Origin of the sequence: Bordetella genomosp. 8 (genome assembly GCF_002119685.1) — a bacterium.
Taxonomy (GTDB): Bacteria; Pseudomonadota; Gammaproteobacteria; order Burkholderiales; family Burkholderiaceae_B; genus Bordetella_C.
This window is the reverse complement of sequence record NZ_CP021108.1, coordinates 4,516,864-4,533,748: the sequence shown is the minus strand read 5'-3', so window position 1 is coordinate 4,533,748 and position 16,885 is coordinate 4,516,864. Positions and strand designations below refer to the sequence as shown.

The 16,885-nt window shown below is 56.2% G+C and carries 14 protein-coding genes; 7 read left to right on the top strand and 7 right to left on the bottom strand.

Annotated features, from left to right (window positions below; genetic code table 11):
• Nucleotides 1-137: 137 nt before the first annotated feature.
• Entirely contained in the window at nt 138-659 is a 522-nt protein-coding gene (locus CAL12_RS20565; RefSeq protein ID WP_086066315.1) for a methylated-DNA--[protein]-cysteine S-methyltransferase, read from the bottom strand.
• A complete protein-coding gene (locus CAL12_RS20560; protein ID WP_086066314.1) occupies nt 656-1,312 on the bottom strand; it encodes a TetR/AcrR family transcriptional regulator in 657 nt (218 codons plus the stop codon). The genes CAL12_RS20565 and CAL12_RS20560 overlap by 4 nt, the downstream gene beginning before the upstream one ends.
• Before the next feature lie 382 nt (nt 1,313-1,694).
• Here CAL12_RS20560 and CAL12_RS20555 point away from each other — a divergent pair, with 382 nt between their 5' ends.
• From CAL12_RS20555 to CAL12_RS28135, 5 genes are all read left to right on the top strand, one after another.
• Nucleotides 1,695-2,930, top strand: a complete 1,236-nt coding sequence (locus CAL12_RS20555; protein ID WP_086066313.1) for an efflux RND transporter periplasmic adaptor subunit — start codon at nt 1,695-1,697, stop codon at nt 2,928-2,930.
• Nucleotides 2,931-2,944: 14 nt separating this feature from the next.
• The gene (locus CAL12_RS20550; protein ID WP_086066312.1) at nt 2,945-6,106 is read left to right on the top strand and encodes an efflux RND transporter permease subunit; all 3,162 of its coding nucleotides are present in this window, start codon (nt 2,945-2,947) and stop codon (nt 6,104-6,106) included.
• Nucleotides 6,103-7,572, top strand: coding sequence for an efflux transporter outer membrane subunit (locus CAL12_RS20545; protein ID WP_086066311.1), 1,470 nt, complete (start codon nt 6,103-6,105; stop codon nt 7,570-7,572). The genes CAL12_RS20550 and CAL12_RS20545 overlap by 4 nt, the downstream gene beginning before the upstream one ends.
• 93 nt (nt 7,573-7,665) lie before the next feature.
• Nucleotides 7,666-8,466 carry an isocitrate lyase/PEP mutase family protein gene (locus CAL12_RS20540; RefSeq protein ID WP_086066310.1) on the top strand — a complete coding sequence of 267 codons (801 nt, stop codon included), beginning with the start codon at nt 7,666-7,668 and terminating at the stop codon, nt 8,464-8,466.
• 131 nt (nt 8,467-8,597) lie between these two features.
• Nucleotides 8,598-9,266, top strand: a complete 669-nt coding sequence (locus CAL12_RS28135) for a DUF7002 family protein (RefSeq protein WP_157793052.1) — start codon at nt 8,598-8,600, stop codon at nt 9,264-9,266.
• Nucleotides 9,267-9,406: 140 nt separating this feature from the next.
• Here the strand turns inward: CAL12_RS28135 and CAL12_RS20530 are convergent, their stop codons facing one another.
• The 5 genes from CAL12_RS20530 to CAL12_RS20510 all read right to left on the bottom strand — a co-directional run bounded on the left by CAL12_RS20530 (nt 9,407) and on the right by CAL12_RS20510 (nt 14,942).
• Entirely contained in the window at nt 9,407-9,928 is a 522-nt protein-coding gene (locus CAL12_RS20530) for a gamma carbonic anhydrase family protein (protein ID WP_086068015.1), read from the bottom strand.
• Between the two features lie 55 nt (nt 9,929-9,983).
• Nucleotides 9,984-10,784, bottom strand: coding sequence for an enoyl-CoA hydratase/isomerase family protein (locus CAL12_RS20525; RefSeq protein WP_232464578.1), 801 nt, complete (start codon nt 10,782-10,784; stop codon nt 9,984-9,986).
• Nucleotides 10,781-12,859 carry an acetate--CoA ligase family protein gene (locus tag CAL12_RS20520; protein ID WP_086066308.1) on the bottom strand — a complete coding sequence of 693 codons (2,079 nt, stop codon included), beginning with the start codon at nt 12,857-12,859 and terminating at the stop codon, nt 10,781-10,783. Before CAL12_RS20520 ends, CAL12_RS20525 begins: the two co-directional genes overlap by 4 nt.
• Nucleotides 12,860-12,862: 3 nt before the next feature.
• On the bottom strand, nt 12,863-13,831 hold the full coding sequence (locus CAL12_RS20515) for a Bug family tripartite tricarboxylate transporter substrate binding protein (RefSeq protein ID WP_086066307.1): 969 nt from the start codon (nt 13,829-13,831) through the stop codon (nt 12,863-12,865).
• Between the two features lie 196 nt (nt 13,832-14,027).
• Entirely contained in the window at nt 14,028-14,942 is a 915-nt protein-coding gene (locus tag CAL12_RS20510; RefSeq protein ID WP_157793051.1) for a LysR family transcriptional regulator, read from the bottom strand.
• A 482-nt stretch (nt 14,943-15,424) separates the two neighbouring features.
• Between CAL12_RS20510 and CAL12_RS20505 the strand changes: the two genes are divergently transcribed.
• On the top strand, nt 15,425-16,555 hold the full coding sequence (locus tag CAL12_RS20505) for an alkene reductase (RefSeq protein WP_086066305.1): 1,131 nt from the start codon (nt 15,425-15,427) through the stop codon (nt 16,553-16,555).
• Nucleotides 16,556-16,626: 71 nt separating this feature from the next.
• A complete protein-coding gene (locus CAL12_RS20500; protein WP_086066304.1) occupies nt 16,627-16,884 on the top strand; it encodes a DUF1272 domain-containing protein in 258 nt (85 codons plus the stop codon).
• The last annotated feature ends 1 nt before the right edge of the window (nt 16,885 follow it).

Below are 16,885 nucleotides of genomic sequence, written 5' to 3'. Positions count from 1 at the left end.
GGCCGGCAGAAATTTATGGGCTAAATACAGGCTCTCGGCTACGAGGAGACACTTGGACTTGCCCACTGCTGAACCATAAGCCGGCCGCTAACCGCTGCATACCAATGCGCCTTGGCGATACCTCGTACCTAGAGCGGCTACGCCACTAAGGCAAGCTTCGTCTGTGCTTGTGTGACTATCCGGGCGCGCTCCAATGTGAGCAGAGTTTGTTTCGCCTCCAGCCCACCGGCATAGCCCGTCAAAGCACCCGATGACCCGATTACGCGGTGACACGGCGCGATGATCGAGATCGGATTGCGGCCATTGGCTGCGCCGACAGCCCGAACGGCAGTCGCATTGCCAATTCTCATCGCGATGTCTGCATAGGAGCAAGTTTCTCCGTAAGGAATGTCGAGCAACGCCGTCCAGACCTTCTTCTGAAACTCGGTCCCGTCGAAATCCAGCTGGAGGTCAAAACGATAGCGCTGACCAGAGAAATATTCTTCCAACTGTCTCTCTACTTCCAGCAGAGTTGGATCATCGCTCGCCTCATGCGTCGGTCCAAGCAGCACACGACCCGGGCGTTCGTTCTCCCAAAGGATGGCTACGAGTTTGGATGCCCTCGCCACCAGTGTGAGCGCCCCCACGGGTGATGGCATTGTTTTGCGCACGGTGTTCATGAGCCCTCCATCACTAAGGATATCCAAGGATTTGACTCGATAGCAGGCCCCTCGTCGCTTCGCCGTTCCACCTTCTCGATCGGTGTCGCACCGCTACCAAGTCGTTCCTTGGTCACGAGCAGGATCCGATTCGAGAGTTCGGGATCGTCCACGACTCGCGACATCGTGACCGCGCCGATCATCGAAATTAGCGTGAAGATCGCGGCGTCCTTTGCCTTGGAAGCGTCGCCCACTGGCATCCACTTGGCGATGATGTCCGTGAGCTTTTGGAAGCCATCGGATGCCGCCTTGCGCGTATCAGGATTGGAACGCACCAGTTCACTGCCCATAGCCACCAATGGGCAGCCTCCCAGCGTGTCGTCTCGGTATTCAGCTGAGAGGAAATCTTCCAGGTGCCTTAGAAAGGACTCAGCTCCACCTTCGGACGCGGTCTCGGCAGACTCCACCAAGACTTCCATGCTGGAAGCACAGGCCACCGCGACCAGTGCCTCCTTAGAGGGGAAATGACGATAAAACCCACCGGGAGTCAGTCCGGCCGCCGCCATGATCTCCGATATCCCGGTGCTTTCGATCCCTTGGCTTTTGAACAACCGCGAAGCCGAATCGACGATCCGGTTCCGGGTTTCAGCTACTTCAGCTCTCGACTTCTTCATATCTCGCTCCAGTAACCATGGCTGCTTAGCGCAGCGATGGCCGACCCTGCACGATGACGCTGGCAGTTAGATGGTCACAATTATCTAAAAAATGCTGTTTAGTGTCAAGCCGATATCTAAGCCGGTGTCCTGTAGGCAGAAACCAGCGCGAAATAGGAAGGCTCTACCGGAACACAGCATTGATAGTAATAAACCATACTCTAACCATTGCATTTTTAGAGTACGACAAGCATCATTACGTCCAGATAGCGTCAACCGATACTCTAACCGTTGGGCTGCGGCTGAACAGCACGTGAGCGCACGAAGGATCCAGAGACGTATCGCCAGCACCGTCTTCCTTGAACACGCAATGTCGACATCACCAAATTGAAAGAGGATCACCATGAAAGACAGCATCGAGCGGGTCGTAGAACTCCCATCCAGCATCCGAGTGCGGCCCGCCAAGCAGAGCAAGAGACTTCGCGCGACGTCGATCGTTGCGCTCACGGCGCTGGTGGCGGCTGGCGTCGCCTGGCATCTTTCCGAGTCATCAGCGGCAAATGCACCTGTCGCTGTAGCACTGCCGACCGTCTCGGTTGCGCTGCCGTTACAACGCAACATCGAGCCGCGGCTTGGATTCCTCGGTCAGTTTGCAGCGGTAAACCGGGTCGAACTCCGTGCCCAAGTCGGTGGAACGCTCACCGACATTCGTTTCAAGGATGGTGACGTCGTTAAAAAAGGGGACGTGCTGTTTGTTATTGACCCAGTTCCCTACGAGATCAAGCTCAGCCAGGCTACGGCACAACTCGCGACTGCCAATGCACGTCTAGAGCTCGCCACACGAGAACTGGTTCGCGCTCAGACACTTCAGCGCGGTGATGCGGGCAGTGCGCAGAACGTCGATCAGCGAGCTGCTGAAAAGCGTGAGGCCCAAGCCTCGGTGGACGCCGCCAAAGCGTCCATCCGCGATGCTCAATTTGATCTGGACCACACGAAGATCGCCGCGCCCTTCACCGGTCGGATCGGGACGCACCAAGTATCCGTGGGGAATTTGGTGGCTGGTAGCCGAGGAGCGAGTAGCCCGACAACGCTGTTGGCCACGCTGGTGTCGTTAGACCCCGTTTATCTGAATTTCGACATGAGCGAGGCCGACTACATGAGGTTTATGCGGTCGCAGCCTAAGGGGCAGGCACAGCTGGAGAACAAGGTCGAGATTTCGTTGAGCGATGAGAAGCGCTATGAGCGCGAGGGCAGGCTGAATTTTCTCGACAACACTTTGGATCGTAGCAGCGGCACCATCCACGCGCGAGCCGTGGTTTCGAATCCTGATCTACTCATGACGCCAGGTGCCTTTGCTCGTGTTCGCCTGCCTTACTCTGCTGCAGTCCCCGCTTTGTTGGTGCCGGACTCAGCTGTTCTGGCCGACCAATCCGAGCGAATGGTCCTGACGCTCGGGCCGGATAACACGGTGGTCCCCAAGCATGTCCAGCTCGGTGACCTGCGTGACGGATTGCGAGTTATCCAGGCCGGTCTCTCACCCACCGACAAGGTGATCATCGAAGGGATTCCCATGGCAGCTCCTGGCGCAAAAGTGGCGCCTCGGGACGGCGCCATCAAACTGGCATCGAGCCAAGGCTGAAGCGGAGCTCGACCATGAAACTCACTCATTTCTTCATTGATCGTCCTCGGTTCGCGACGGTGATCAACATCTTCGTGGCTTTGTGCGGCCTGGCGACGATGTTTTTTTTGCCCGTCGCTCAATATCCGGACATAGTTCCACCGACGATACAGATCACGGCGTCTTATCCGGGCGCATCTGCGCAGACGATCGCGAAAAGCGTCGCAACGCCGCTCGAACAAGCCATCAACGGCGTGGAAAGCATGGACTACATCAGTAGTCAATCGACCGGCAATGGTCAACTCACCATCACAGTGATCTTTAAGATCGGCACAGATCCCGACAAAGCGCTGCTGCATACACGGAGTCGAGTGGACGACACGCTGTCGCGCCTGCCCCAAGAAGTGCAATTACAGGGCGTTCAGGTCAAGAAGACGATTCAAGCGTTGCTCTTGGGTGTGCACATATATTCGCCTGATGGCTCGCGTAGCGCCGAATACATGTCCAACTACATGCTCGGGGTTCGAGACGAAATTGCTCGCTTACCTGGGGTTGCGGATTTCTGGACCTTGGGTGAGCGGCGGTATGCGATGCGAATCTGGGTCGATCCGGATAAAGCAGCGTCGTACAACATCAATGCGAACGAGATTCTGGCGGCCCTTCGCGCCCAAAATGCGCAAGTTTCGGCAGGTAGCCTCAACCAGCCTCCTGTGGCGAACGATGCAGCCTATCAGATAAACGTGGAGGCCCTTGGTCGCCTCTCAACGCCTGAAGAATTCGGCAACGTCATCGTCAAGTCGGACAAGCAGGGCCGGGTCACTCGGATCAGTGACATTGGGCGCGTCGAGTTGGGCTCGACCGACTATGGCTCCATTGCTTACGCAGACCGCAACGTTTCCGCTCCGTGGTGGGTCATCGCCACGCCGGGTGCGAACGTCGTTGAGGTGCAGCATGCAGTGTGGGACAAGATGGCCGAGCTCAAGAAGAGTTTCCCGCCGGGCATCGATTACATCAAAATCTACGATCCGACCAATTTTGTGACGTACTCGATCGAGGAAGTCATCCAGACCATCCTGGAGGCGATCCTGCTGGTTGTAGTGGTGGTGTTCGTGTTCTTGCAGAATTGGCGTGCGACGATCATTCCGGTTGTAGCCATCCCAATCTCGCTGATCGGCACATTCACTTTCCTCGCCTTGTTTGACGCATCGATCAACAACCTCTCGCTTTTCGGCCTAGTGCTTGCCGTGGGGATCGTCGTAGACGACGCGATTGTGGTGGTGGAAAACATCGAACGCAATATGGCGTTGGGTATGTCTCCGCGCGAAGCGGCTCATCGTACGATGGACGAAGTATCGGGTGCACTGATCGCTATCGCGCTCACGCTGTGTGCCGTATTCGTACCGGCCGCGTTCATCTCGGGCATCTCGGGGCTGTTCTTCAAGCAATTCGCGATCACTATCGCGGCATCAACCCTGATATCTTGCTTCGTTTCTCTCACCCTTAGCCCGGCGCTAGCGGCAGTCCTGTTGAAAGCCCATAAATCGGATGCTCACCATTCGAGCGGACGAGTCGCGCGTTTCGTGCAGCCAGCATTCGATCGCTTCAACTCGGGCTTTGAATGGCTATCCACAAAGTTCGGCCGGCTCACTGCGCGTCTCGTACGGGCGACAGCGCTGGTAGGTGTGGTCTACGTCGGCTTGATCGGTGCGACAGGGTTTCAAATGTCCCAGATGACCACCGGCTTCATCCCGGATCAGGACATCGGTTATCTCGCTGTGATTGTCCAACTGCCACCGGGCTCTAGCTTGGCGCGGACGGACAAGGTAGTGCGCGAAGTGAACGACATCGCACTGAATACCCCAGGCGTAAAACACACGTCCCCGACGGCTGGGTTCGATGTGGCTACGTCCACCGTGGCACCTAACGTAGGAACGGTATTTACCTCTCTTCCTTCTCTCTACGGTGAGCATATGCCGGGTGTGACGGCTGCCTCAATGGTTCAGACGTTGCGCCAGCGACTGTCGGTCATCAAAGACGCTTATGTTGCGGTCATACAGCCTCCAGCGGTGCAGGGACTGGGTGCCGCCGGCGGATTCAAGCTGATGCTGGAAGACCGTGCTGGCCTGGGACCTCATGCCTTGGCACAAGCCACTAATGCCTTGGTTGCCGCGGCAAACAAAGACAAGACATTCGGCGGCGTTTTCACGCTGTTCAACGCGGGCTCGCCATCGGTTTTCGCGGATGTCGATCGCTTGAAAGCTGAGAAAGTTGGTTTGACGACCACGGACGTCTTTTCAACAATGCAGCTTTATCTCGGCTCGCAATATGTCAATGACTTCAACTATCTAGGGCGCACCTATCAGGTCTTCGTTCAGGGCGATGAGGAGTTCCGTAGGACCAAAGAAGACATCGCACGGCTGAAAGCGCGTAATGCTAACGGTGACATGGTGCCTATCGGTACGGTTGCGACGTTCAGAGATGAGACTACGCCTTATCGGGTGCCGCGCTACAACCTGCATCCGGCATCTGAGGTCCTAGGCGCAGCTGCTCCCGGTGTCTCCTCGGGCACCGCGATGGATCGCATGGAACAGATCGCGAAGGAAGTTCTCCCGGCTGGCGTCACATATGAATGGACCGACCTGGCTTATCAGCAGAAGCAACATGGAACGCCGACACTGGTGATCTTCGCAGCCTCAGCCTTGTTCGTGTTTCTTGTGCTGGCCGCCCAATATGAGAGCTGGACGACGCCGCTCGCCATTGTGTTGATCGTGCCGATGTGTTTGTTGGCCGCCGCCGCTGGACTGAATATCCGCGGCATGCCAATCGACATCCTCGCTCAAATCGGCTTTGTAGTGCTGGTGGGATTGGCAGCCAAGAACGCTATCTTGATCGTCGAGTTCGCCAAACAGCGGCAAGAAGAGGATGGCGTCAAAGCCGAAGATGCGGCAGTGCATGCTGCGCAAGTGCGGCTGCGCCCGATCTTGATGACCTCCTTTGCCTTTATCGCGGGTGTGGCGCCGCTTGTAATAGCTCACGGTGCGGGAGCGGAAATGCGTCAATCGCTAGGAACCACTGTGTTCTTTGGGATGATAGGCGTGACGGCATTTGGCCTGTTATTCACTCCAGCCCTTTACACGATCGTTCGCAAGCTCGGCAACCGTACCAAGAAAGCATCCGATTCCTGGAGAGAAGCATGAAACGCTCAATTCAAATCGCTCCCAAAATGGCGCTGAGCAGCCTGTTGCTTAGTTTGATCCTTGCCGGATGTGCTGTCGGTCCGGACTATAAAGCTCCAGATACCAAGCTGATGCCGTTTCACAATGCTTCGCTTGTCTCCGCAGCGGGCTCATCCTCTGCTCCCGCGCTGGATCGTTGGTGGACTGGATTCGATGACCCGATGTTGGTGACGATTATCCAGCGAGCACTGGCACAGAACCTCGATCTGGCCGCTTCGATAGCACGTGTGAGTCAAGCTCGCGCCGTCGCATCTGGCGCTGGTGCGCAGCTGCTACCCACTGTCGATCTCGGCGGCTCAGCTAGTGCCACCCATCAGAGCTTACGTGGGCCCATCGGTACGATCGCGAGCGGTAGCCCCGGATTCAAACGAGACGTGCATGACGTCTCCATAGGTCCGGCGGCGAGCTGGGAGCTGGATCTCTTTGGAGGTGTACGGCGTGGCGCGGCCGCAGCGGAGGCCGAGGCGACAGCCGCAGAGGCCGACCAGGCGGGAACGCGAGTGATGGTCGCAGCCGATGCCGCCGACTCATACCTCCAGGTCCGGGGTTATCAAGCCCGCCTGGCCATCGCTCAAGAGCAGATAAAAGTGGATGAACAGCTCCTGCAGCTCGTTCAGCGCCGCTACGCCGCGGGTGCGGCGCAGGGTCTGGAAGTGGCGCAGGCTGAGGCCTTGTTGAAATCGGCCCGCGCGACTGTGCCTCCACTACGAATCGCGTTGGAGCAACAGTTGAATCGCCTGGATGTTCTTATGGGCGTGCAGCCCGGAACCTACGCCAAAGATCTAAGTCAAGCAAAGGCGATACCGAGCATTCCCGCGATTCCGGCCGACAGCGAGCCTGTCGAGCTGTTACGGCGACGGCCTGACATCATCGCGGCGGAACGGCGACTCGCCGCATCCAACGAACGAATCGGTGTCGCGATCTCTGATTACTACCCGAAGATTTCCCTGTCTGGACTCCTCGGTTTCGATAGCATGAGCGGCCATTTGTTTACCTCAAGTGCATTCCAAGCGGCCGGAGGAGTGGGACTGCGCTGGAGGCTCTTCGATTCTGGCAAGGTCGATGCCGAGGTCGCGCAGGCTCGTGGTTCGAATGCCGAGGCGCTAGCGGTCTATAAGCAGTCCGTCCTACGAGCAGCCGAGGATGTTGAAAATGCGCTGGTCGGCCTGAGCCAAACTCAGATCCATGTGGCGCAGCTGCAGGACCAGGTGGAGTCACTAGTCAGAGCACGGGATCTCTCTGAACGTGCATATCGTGCAGGTTCGATCACGCTCACCGATGTGCTTGATGCGGATCGACAGCTACTTGCGGCGCGTGACGAACTCGATGCCAATCGCGCTAATGCAGCTCGTGCAGCGGTCGGGGTGTTCCGGGCGTTTGGGGGCGGCTGGGAGTCGACAGTCGCTTTGGCGAAGAACATCAACTAGTTGGCCCGATCTGCGCAAAATCTCTCGCTTTTTTATCTGCTACTCGAACAGAGACAGACCTTGCATCATCACACATCTTTTCAGGAGAACGAAATGTCCAATGCTGTCGAGAATTTCCGCCAATTGCATCGCAACACCAGTCCGCTTCGGTTGCCAAATGCATGGGACGCTGCCAGTGCTCGCCTCTTTGAGAGCCTTGGCGCAAGTGCTATCGCCACGACCAGTGCAGGCCTGGCTTGGTCCCTCGGCTATCCGGACGGCCGGCTACTACCCATCGAGGAAACGGTGCACGCAGCGAGCAACATGGTGCGGATATTAGAAGCGCCGCTGTCCATCGACGTTGAAAACGGATACTCGGACGATCCGAAGAAAGTCGCTGAGAATGTGATGCGCCTGGTCGGTGTCGGTGTAGTCGGAATCAATATAGAAGATGGCTCGGACGATCCGGAACTGTTGGCTTTCAAGATCGATGCTATCCGGAACGCTGCGTCCAAAGCCGGCACAGATCTATTCATCAACGCGCGCTCGGATGTCTTTCTTGCAAATTTAGTCGAGCCCTCCAAACTTGTCGAGGAATCTGTTGCTCGAGGACTTCGGTATGCGAGTGCTGGTGCCGATGGATTGTTTCTGCCGGGAATCAAACAAGGCGATCACATCACTGCGGTTGTCGACCAGATCTCTTTGCCATTGAACACTATGGCCTGGCCAGGCTTGGGTGACGCAACCAACCTAGGTGAGCTAGGAGTGCGCCGGCTGAGCGCTGGCTCAGCGATTTCCCAGGCGGTTTGGGGGCACGCAGGGCGACTGGCCGAGGATTTTCTAAAGACTGGTCGATCCGATACGGTGTCGGAGGGCGCCATGGCCTATTCACAGCTCCAGGGCCTCTTTGCCTGAGAGTAGACCCCTGTTGTACAGAAACTTGCTGTGCGCGTCCAAGAAGCTTGGCTTCTTGGACGCTGTGCTGAAATCTTTCAAGCGTCGGCGCCGGCGTCGATGACTCTGGATTTTGACCGTGAGAACCTACTGTGTCCCCCGAAGAACTTGCCGCTAAGCACCCGCGGCTCTATCACATTACTTACCCTGAAGCCCTGACCAGCATCAGAGAACATGGGTTGCTTTCGACCAGCAGGCTGTTGACATTATTCGAAAGCTCATTGGAACGGCGCACGGTTATGGAGTCGCAGAGACGTGCTACAAGTCTTATCATCCGTCATCCAATCCATGGTGAAGCCAGGCTCACCGACAACCTACCGTTGAGCAGTAAAGCCTTGGCGAATTGCTTGGAAGATGGATTGACTCCGGCGGATTGGCTGCGCCTACTCAACCAAAGAGTATTTTTTTGGGTCGACGACAAGAGCGTCGATGTTCATTTGCGGGCAAGCATAAGGCTAGGCGTGAAGCGCGTCGTGCTCATGCTGGATACGTTAAGTGTATTACGCGCTTGCTGGGAGCGCGTGGAACTTTCTCCGATCAATACAGGCTCAACTCTCCGGCGGCCAGCTCGCCGAGGCCTAAGCACGTTTACTCCAGCGCAAAATCATAGTTTGAGAGAATGGCAAAAGCTGCGCGGCAAGAATGATCGCATTAAAGAACTTACCATCAAAGACGGCGTTTTCGACATCGCTGCACATCTGATCGGACACTACGCCTTCCCACATCTCGATCCCGATTTCGTGCCTATCAGATTGGAATAAGCTGGCTCGCCACAGTACCGAATTGTCAAACACGTTGCTTCCTTCAGCGACGTCTTTTCTTTCAGCGTACTGGTGGCGACGGCATCACTGTTGGTGGTCGGCGACGCCTCTCGTCGATGAGCCTCTTTTGTGTGTTTTCTTCACTCAATCCGATCGAGGTCCAAGAGGAACGTTCGGCTCTTTGCAGCATAGGCGGCGGTCCCCGCATGAAGGTTGGCGATTTCGTCAGCCGACAGCTCGCGCACGACTTTGCCAATGCCGATCACGAGCGAGCCATCGGGGATCTCACGGCCCTCAGGGACCAGGGCACCGGCGCCTACCAGACAGTTCTTTCCGATCTTGGCGCCGTTCAAGACGACCGCACCTATGCCTATGAGCGTACCGTCGCCGATCGTGCATCCATGAACGACAGCTTGATGGCCAACTGTGACGTTTGTGCCGATGTCTAGAGGATGTCCGGGGTCGACGTGCAGGACGGCCTGTTCTTGAACATTGGAGTTCTCGCCGATGATGATGGTGTCGTTGTCTGCTCTAATCGTCGCGCCTGGCCAAATACTGGCACCGCGAGCGATATGAACGTCGCCGATTACCACCGCGTTCTCGAAGATCATTGCGTCCGACGCGACGGCCGGCGACTTATCTTTGTAACGGTATAGCGTCATATCATTCTTCCTCATCTTCTGCATAGCAGGCTTTGGTAAGGTCCGCGAGCGATTTTCATGCGTGGTTCTTGCGTCGCTTCAAGAATTCGGACATCAACTTTTGTGGCTCACCTGCCTCGAAACACTCCAGCTGCGCCCTGATCCCAGCTACGCACGCATCGTCATACGCTTGCTGGCTTACGGCTCGGAGGCGTTGCTTGGTGAGTCGAACAGCAGTGCGGGGCAGCGTAGCCAGCTTACGAGCCTGCCGCATAGCGGTTTCCGCCAATAGTTCAGGCGATGTGAGTTCGCTTATCAGTCCCATTTCATAAGCGCGCTGTCCGCTGATCAGATCGGCCATGACCGACAACTGAACATTGTGAGTGTTGCCAATATGCAAGCTCATAAAGTGTGGACCGGTGATGCTTGCCAGGCCCACTTTGACCTCTGGCTGGCCCCAGCGGCTCTCCGGCGTGGCCACCCGCCAATCAGCGAGCAATGCAATGTGAAAGCCTGCACCCGCGCATACGCCATCAACCTGGATCACACAAGGCTTGTCGAGCTCACGAACAGCGTCATACATTCGCTTTTGAGCTTGCTGCCATGAGATGATGGTCTTCCAATCGATCTGTGCAGCCTCCTCGAGGTCTTGACCAGAAGAGAACGCGTTGCTTTCTGCTCCCTTGATGACGATGGCGCCCACGGAATCATCGGCATTGAATGCCTCTAGCCGCGCAATAAGCTCGTTGCGCAAAGAGGTCGTTATTGCGTTCATCCTTGCAGGCCGATTCAGCGTCAGAATGCCGATATCGTCAATCTTGGTCACCAGGACCTCAGCGGTCTTAGTAGTGGATTGAGTGACGGTAGCTGCCATCATTGATTCAGCTCCACCACGGCATCGACTGCGAGGACACCTTCGCCCGACGGCATTACCATAACAGGATTGATGTCGACAGATATCAGCGATTCTCTGCTGCCCGCGGCAAAATCGCCAAGCGCTACAGCTGCTTCTGCCAATGCTTGAACGTCGAGTGGGGGCTTTCCACGATATCCCTGAAACAATGGCGCTATGCGCAAACGGGCAAGCGCTTCGCGCGCTTGTTTGGCAGTGAACGGCGCCAGTAGCGTGACAGCATCTTTTCGAAGTTCCACGAGCGTGCCGCCGTCTGCAATCATAACCAGCGGGCCCAGCTTGGCGTCCACGGTCGCGCCTAGAGCAATTTCGTGCTCTCCCTTGACCATCTTCGCAACCAGGACTTGTGGCTTCGTGATGCCCATGTCCTTCAGCGCTGCAAAGCATGATTCGGCAGCTCGGCGCGCATCATCTGTGGAGCGAATGTGCAGATAGACCAGATCATGCTCGCTCTTGTGAGGAATGGATGCCGCGCATCCCTTCACTACCACCGGGACATTGCCTAGTTCATGAAATGCGGTCACTGCCTCGTCCGGAGAATTGCACAGAATATTCTCAACTACAGGTACGCCATGGTCGGAGATCAAGGAAAGGCTCCGATGCTCGTCTTGCAGTCCTCGTGGCAAGCCCATGATGGGTTCGATTACGCGGCTTTCCCGAAGCGCAGCTCGCAGCTGTTGATGTTTGGTGTATTGCTGCAATGCGCGGATCGCGTCGGCTTCGGTGGCGTAGACTGGTATATCGCGCGCGCTGAAGACGGCCCGAACATTCGGCTGGGGGGCGCTGAGTACCATAGGCTTATTCTGGGTACGTACAAACTCTGCCGCGGCGTCGGCGAACGTCTCCAGATCGTAGCCAGGCCCAGCCATGGGAACACTCACCATCACCGTATCCGCCTGAGAGTCCAGGCCGATCGCACTGAGCACGCGCGGGAACATAGTAGGATCACTTAGGACAGCAGCCGTCGTGTCAAGAGGGTTGTGCGCCGTGCCGAAATCCGGAAGGATGGCTGTGAGGCGCGTTTTTGTTTCGTCCGCTAAGTCGGCGAGTTCAAGTCCTTCACGCTCAGCAAGATCGGCAGTCATTACGGCAACTGCTCCACTATGGCTCATCGCAACTGAGCGTCCAGCCCCGACTGGGCGGTCACTTAGATAGAGTGGTGCGGCCAAGATAAAATCTTGGATATCACGTGCGCGCCAGATCCCGGATCTAGCAAGGAAAGCATCGATCGCGGCTTCGTTCCCCACAACAGCCCCAGTGTGCGAGGCCGCAGCAGACGCGCCCTTTGTACTGCCCCCACTCTTTAGCACTACGATGTAGGCGCCTCGTTCTTTCGCGATGCGTGCAGCAGAGGCTAGGCGGTGCGGTTCAGAGATTTGTTCGAGATACACCAATATGAGCTTGATGTCTTCGTCGCGCGCGACCGCTTCTGCCATCGCGCAAGCCCCGAGATCAGCATCGTTGCCGGTAGCGATGACGTAGCGCACACCCAGCCCTGCTTGGCGCAGTAGCGCAAAAGGCATCACACTTGCAGCACCGCTCTGGCTCACGATACCAATGGGGCCATCTTGGGCGGCCACGTCCGTGAACATAGTGCTGAAATTGAGGATCGTGCCATTCGAGAAGTTCGCCGTGCCTTGGCAGTTCGGCCCCATGAGCCGCATTCCCGATGCATTGGCGATCTCGACCAGGCGCCGTTCTCGTGCGCGGCCCTTTTCGCCCAGCTCGCCAAAGCCCGAACTCATCAACACCGCGGCCCTTACACCCATCTGGGCACAGCGCTCCACCTGATCCGCCACAGCATCAGTGCCAACGGCGATGACTACTGAGTCGGGGACGCTGGGCACATCCAAGATATCGCTGTATGCCCGATAGCCCTGGACCATCTGTCTACCGGGATTTACGGGATAGACATCGCCCCTGAACCCATACTTCCTGAGAAAATGTATTGGTCGGCCGCCAATTTTGTTCGGATTGTCCGAGGCGCCTATGATGGCGACTGAGTTGGGCGCGAATAGATATTCGAAGTTGTCGTTCATGATTCAGTCAACCGTCGCACCAGATTTGCGTACCAGGTCGGCCCATTTGGAGGTGTCCTTCTGAATTTGTTCATCAAAATCCTTTCGGCTGCCAGGCATCGGCTCGACGCCCAGCGCCTGTAATTGGGATTTGAAGCCGGGGCTGGCCAGAATGTGTTGTAGAACGTCGTGCAATTTCGAGAGAGCAGACTCCGGTGTCCCCTGCGGCGCGACCAGGCCAAACCAGCTGGTAGTCTCGAAACCAGGCATGCCCGCTTCGGCCATCGTGGGGACGTCAGGCAGTATCGGTAGCCGCTTGTCGCTCGTGACGGCAAGAGCTTTTAGCTTGCCGCCTTGAATCAATGGAATCGAACCAGAGATGACGTCGAACATCATCGTCACGCGTTGACTCATAAGGTCAGTCATGGCCGGAGCCGATCCCTTATACGGAATGTGCGAGATCTGAAATCGACCCATGTTCTTGAATTGCTCGCCCGTCAGATGAATAATCCCCCCGTTGCCACTGGAAGCGAACGTCAGTACGTTCGGGTTCGCTCTGATCGCATCAATCAGGTCCTGGAGGCTGTTGTAGGGGGCTTCCTTCGAGACTACAAGTACATTTGCAGCGGACGCCACAGTCCCTACTGGGGTGAAAGCCTTGAGTGGATCAATCTTCAGGCTAGACTTGTAAAGGGCTGGATTGATCGTCATGGTGCCGGTCGTCGCGAAGAAAACCGTATAGCCATCCGGCTTGGCGTTTGCGGCTAAATTTGTCGCGAGCACGCCTCCGGCCCCCCCCCGATTGTCGATCACAATTGAAGTGTTCAGCTCCTTACCAAGAGCCTGTCCGACGTGGCGCGCGATAGCATCAGTAGGACCGCCAGGCGGGAAAGGAACGATCATTGTGATCGGACGGTCTGGATAATCGGCATGAGCAAGGCCGCTCACGCTGAGTGCGCAAAGCGCCGTGGCTAGCCAGAGACGAGAGAGCATATGGTTCCCCTAAAGGTTCTCAGAATGTGCGTCACTATTGAGCAAAATGCATTGACGCTGTCAACGCATAGCGGAATCCAGCTTTCCTATTTCCGCAAGTCGCCCAAAATGGTGCAAAAAAACCCGGACTAGGTCCGGGTGATGTCTCGACAGACAGCTTGGGATAGAGAGAATTCGTCTAGTTCTTATCGACTCTCTAATCGACAGAGCACGCACGACCGATCAGTTCGGGTGCAAGACACCGCAGACGCGCTACGACGATTCGGGCGGCGCGGGAAATCCCATGGTGCTGCGTGGTTGCCAGCATTATGCGTCTGGGAATGTCTGGCTGGATAAGTTTAATAATGGAAAGGGCTCCATCCCGCACTTCTTCCGCAACTGCACTGACAGGAAGTAGTGTCATCGCGGCGCCCGAGGCTGCAACCTTCTTCATCACTGATAGCGACTCGGCTTCCATATGGACGTTGATGTGGATCTCCAAGCGTTTTCCAAGCTGGTCAAGTATCCTACGTAAGCCGCTTCCCGCTGACGGCAAGATAAGAGGAAGCCCACTCAACTCGGAAAACTGAATTGTTTGTCGCGCCGCGAATTTGTGGCGTGGGTCGCAAACAAGATATGTCTCGACTTCGCCAAGGAGATCTTCAGATGAAGGGCTGTCCGCTCCGTACCTGTTGATGATTGCGAGATCGACACGGCCACTTGATAGGAGGTCATCCAGTAGTCCACTTAGGCCTTCGACGAAAGACAGCCTGATCCCAGGTGTGTGAGCCTTCAAATCGTCAATCAGGCGTGGCACCATAATGTTCGCCAATGACGGGACGACGCCGATTTTCACGACGCCGGTAGGGACCACGGAGGCTGCTTTGACCGCATTATCTAACTGATAGGCGCTTTGCAGGAAGGACTCGATCTGAGGGAGAAGTTGTTGGCCAAACTCAGTGAGTACCATGCCCCGGCCAGTCCTCTCGAACAGGCGGCTACCCCATTCCTGCTCCAATTGAGTCAGATGGCGGCTCACAATCGATTGAGCCAAGCCGAGCGAAATAGAAGCTCGAAGTAACGAGCCGCCTTTCGCTATTTGGGCAACGATTTCGAGCTGCTTTACATTCATCTGCGTTCTCGCTTCAAGCAGAAATCGCGCTCGATCTTGCTGCAAGTGAATCCTGCGTGACTAGACGGCGCAGGCAAAGCCGGACCATAGAACTGTCTGGACAGTTCGCCAATTCGTAGTTCCCCTGATCCTCTCTGCGCCTCAGGCCTCTGAAGGGCGGCATATGACGACAATGTCCCGCCGAGCAGGAGATTGGACGCCTCTACCCGCCCACAGCGTCTAACAGACGGCGGGCCCGCCCGCTCAGTTACGGCGCACAGCCACGGCAATGTTGCGCTGGATTGGGGGAACGCATCTATCACATGATAGAGGTTGACGGGATCGTGCGCTGGAAGATAGCATCGCGCATCAGACCTGTAGATAGAATTTCCTCCTGCCACTTGCCGATCAGAGCGGGTTCGCTGTAAGCGAAGTCCGTGGTGAAAGTCTGTCGAAGGACGGAGGCGGTCCTTAACTATCTCCAATAAGTTTCAGGAAACTCGATGGGCCTCGTAACTCAAAAGAAACTTCTCACGCCAATTCGGATCGGGGCGATCACCCTAAAGCATCGCATAGTGATGCCCCCGTTGAGCCGACTGCGTGCCAACCCAGGGACCAGTATCCCCAGTGATCTCATGGCCGAATATTATGGCCAACGAGCTTCTGACGGAGGGCTAATCGTTACCGAAGCGACGGCAATTGCCGAAACGGGGCGAGGCTATTATCACGCCCCAGGTCTTTACACAGAGGCGCAAGTCGAAGGATGGAGACGTGTCACGCAGGCGGTGCATGCGAAGGGCGGGTACATATTCGCCCAGCTTTGGCATGCAGGTCGAACTTCTCATTCGTCAATTACTGGCGGCGCACAACCCGTCAGTGCTTCGGTGGATCCGACATATTGGGCTGATCCGAGCAATGTCGTCGACACACCAGAAGGCTTTCAGCAGGCGTCACCCCATAGGGCGCTAGAGACAGCAGAGATTCCAGAGGTCCTGGCGCAATACGCTAGCGCGGCAATAAACGCGAAGCTAGCCGGATTCGATGGTGTCGAAGTAATGGCCACCAATGGGCATTTGATCGATCAATTTCTTCAAGACAATAGCAATCGACGGACCGATCAATACGGCGGAACTATCGACAATCGATCCAGACTTCTATCTGAGGTGACCGAGGTTCTTGTCAACCTCTGGGGCGCTAATCGAGTTGGGGTACGGCTCAGTCCCAGCGGCACTTTCAATGGTATGGGTGATAGCAATCCGCGCGCACTTTTCCGGCACGTGGTGGAACGCCTCAATGCTTTTGGCCTTGCTTATCTGCACCTCATTGAACCTCGCATAAAAGGTACAGATCTGGTGATCCCGGATCAAGGCCCAATAGCGGCGAAAGAGCTTAGTCAGGTATTCAATGGGCCGCTCATCGCTGCCGGTGGATTCGAGCCGGACACAGCAGAGGATGCGCTCGCAAATGGCTATGCAAGCCTAATCTCCTTCGGTCGTCATTTCATCGCGAATCCAGACCTCCCTAGACGCATTGAGTTGGGCATACCGTTGAATCCCTACGATCGGAACACGTTCTACAGTTTCGACGCCAAAGGATATACGGACTATTTGTTTTATGACGAAACGCGTAAGTAATGCTCATGGCATGGCTATCACGTCCATCATGCGATGGACCGATCGCGGCTCTCCATTTCAGCGAGGAAAGAATGTTAGACCTTAGGCCCAACTGTGAATGCTGCGGGAAGGATTTGCCGCCGAGTGCGCTTGATGCCTTGATATGCAGCTTCGAATGCACATTCTGTCAGCACTGTTCCGTTACTAAGCTGCACGGATATTGCCCAAATTGCTCGGGCGATCTGAAGCGTCGTCCCACGCGGTCAGATGAGATGCTGAAAAAATTTCCTGCTTCCATTAAACGAATTGTCAAGCCAGATGCGTGTGAACAAGCAGAGTCGGGGGATTGAC

Excerpts from the sequence above, each read along its gene's own strand:
- CAL12_RS20565 (WP_086066315.1), bottom strand. The coding sequence starts at position 659 with ATGAACACCGTGCGCAAAACAATGCCATCACCCGTGGGGGCGCTCACA.
- CAL12_RS20560 (WP_086066314.1), bottom strand. The coding sequence starts at position 1,312 with ATGAAGAAGTCGAGAGCTGAAGTAGCTGAAACCCGGAACCGGATCGTC.
- CAL12_RS20555 (WP_086066313.1), top strand. The coding sequence starts at position 1,695 with ATGAAAGACAGCATCGAGCGGGTCGTAGAACTCCCATCCAGCATCCGA.
- CAL12_RS20550 (WP_086066312.1), top strand. The coding sequence starts at position 2,945 with ATGAAACTCACTCATTTCTTCATTGATCGTCCTCGGTTCGCGACGGTG.
- CAL12_RS20545 (WP_086066311.1), top strand. The coding sequence starts at position 6,103 with ATGAAACGCTCAATTCAAATCGCTCCCAAAATGGCGCTGAGCAGCCTG.
- CAL12_RS20540 (WP_086066310.1), top strand. The coding sequence starts at position 7,666 with ATGTCCAATGCTGTCGAGAATTTCCGCCAATTGCATCGCAACACCAGT.
- CAL12_RS20530 (WP_086068015.1), bottom strand. The coding sequence starts at position 9,928 with ATGACGCTATACCGTTACAAAGATAAGTCGCCGGCCGTCGCGTCGGAC.
- CAL12_RS20525 (WP_232464578.1), bottom strand. The coding sequence starts at position 10,784 with ATGATGGCAGCTACCGTCACTCAATCCACTACTAAGACCGCTGAGGTC.
- CAL12_RS20520 (WP_086066308.1), bottom strand. The coding sequence starts at position 12,859 with ATGAACGACAACTTCGAATATCTATTCGCGCCCAACTCAGTCGCCATC.
- CAL12_RS20515 (WP_086066307.1), bottom strand. The coding sequence starts at position 13,831 with ATGCTCTCTCGTCTCTGGCTAGCCACGGCGCTTTGCGCACTCAGCGTG.
- CAL12_RS20510 (WP_157793051.1), bottom strand. The coding sequence starts at position 14,942 with ATGAATGTAAAGCAGCTCGAAATCGTTGCCCAAATAGCGAAAGGCGGC.
- CAL12_RS20505 (WP_086066305.1), top strand. The coding sequence starts at position 15,425 with ATGGGCCTCGTAACTCAAAAGAAACTTCTCACGCCAATTCGGATCGGG.
- CAL12_RS20500 (WP_086066304.1), top strand. The coding sequence starts at position 16,627 with ATGTTAGACCTTAGGCCCAACTGTGAATGCTGCGGGAAGGATTTGCCG.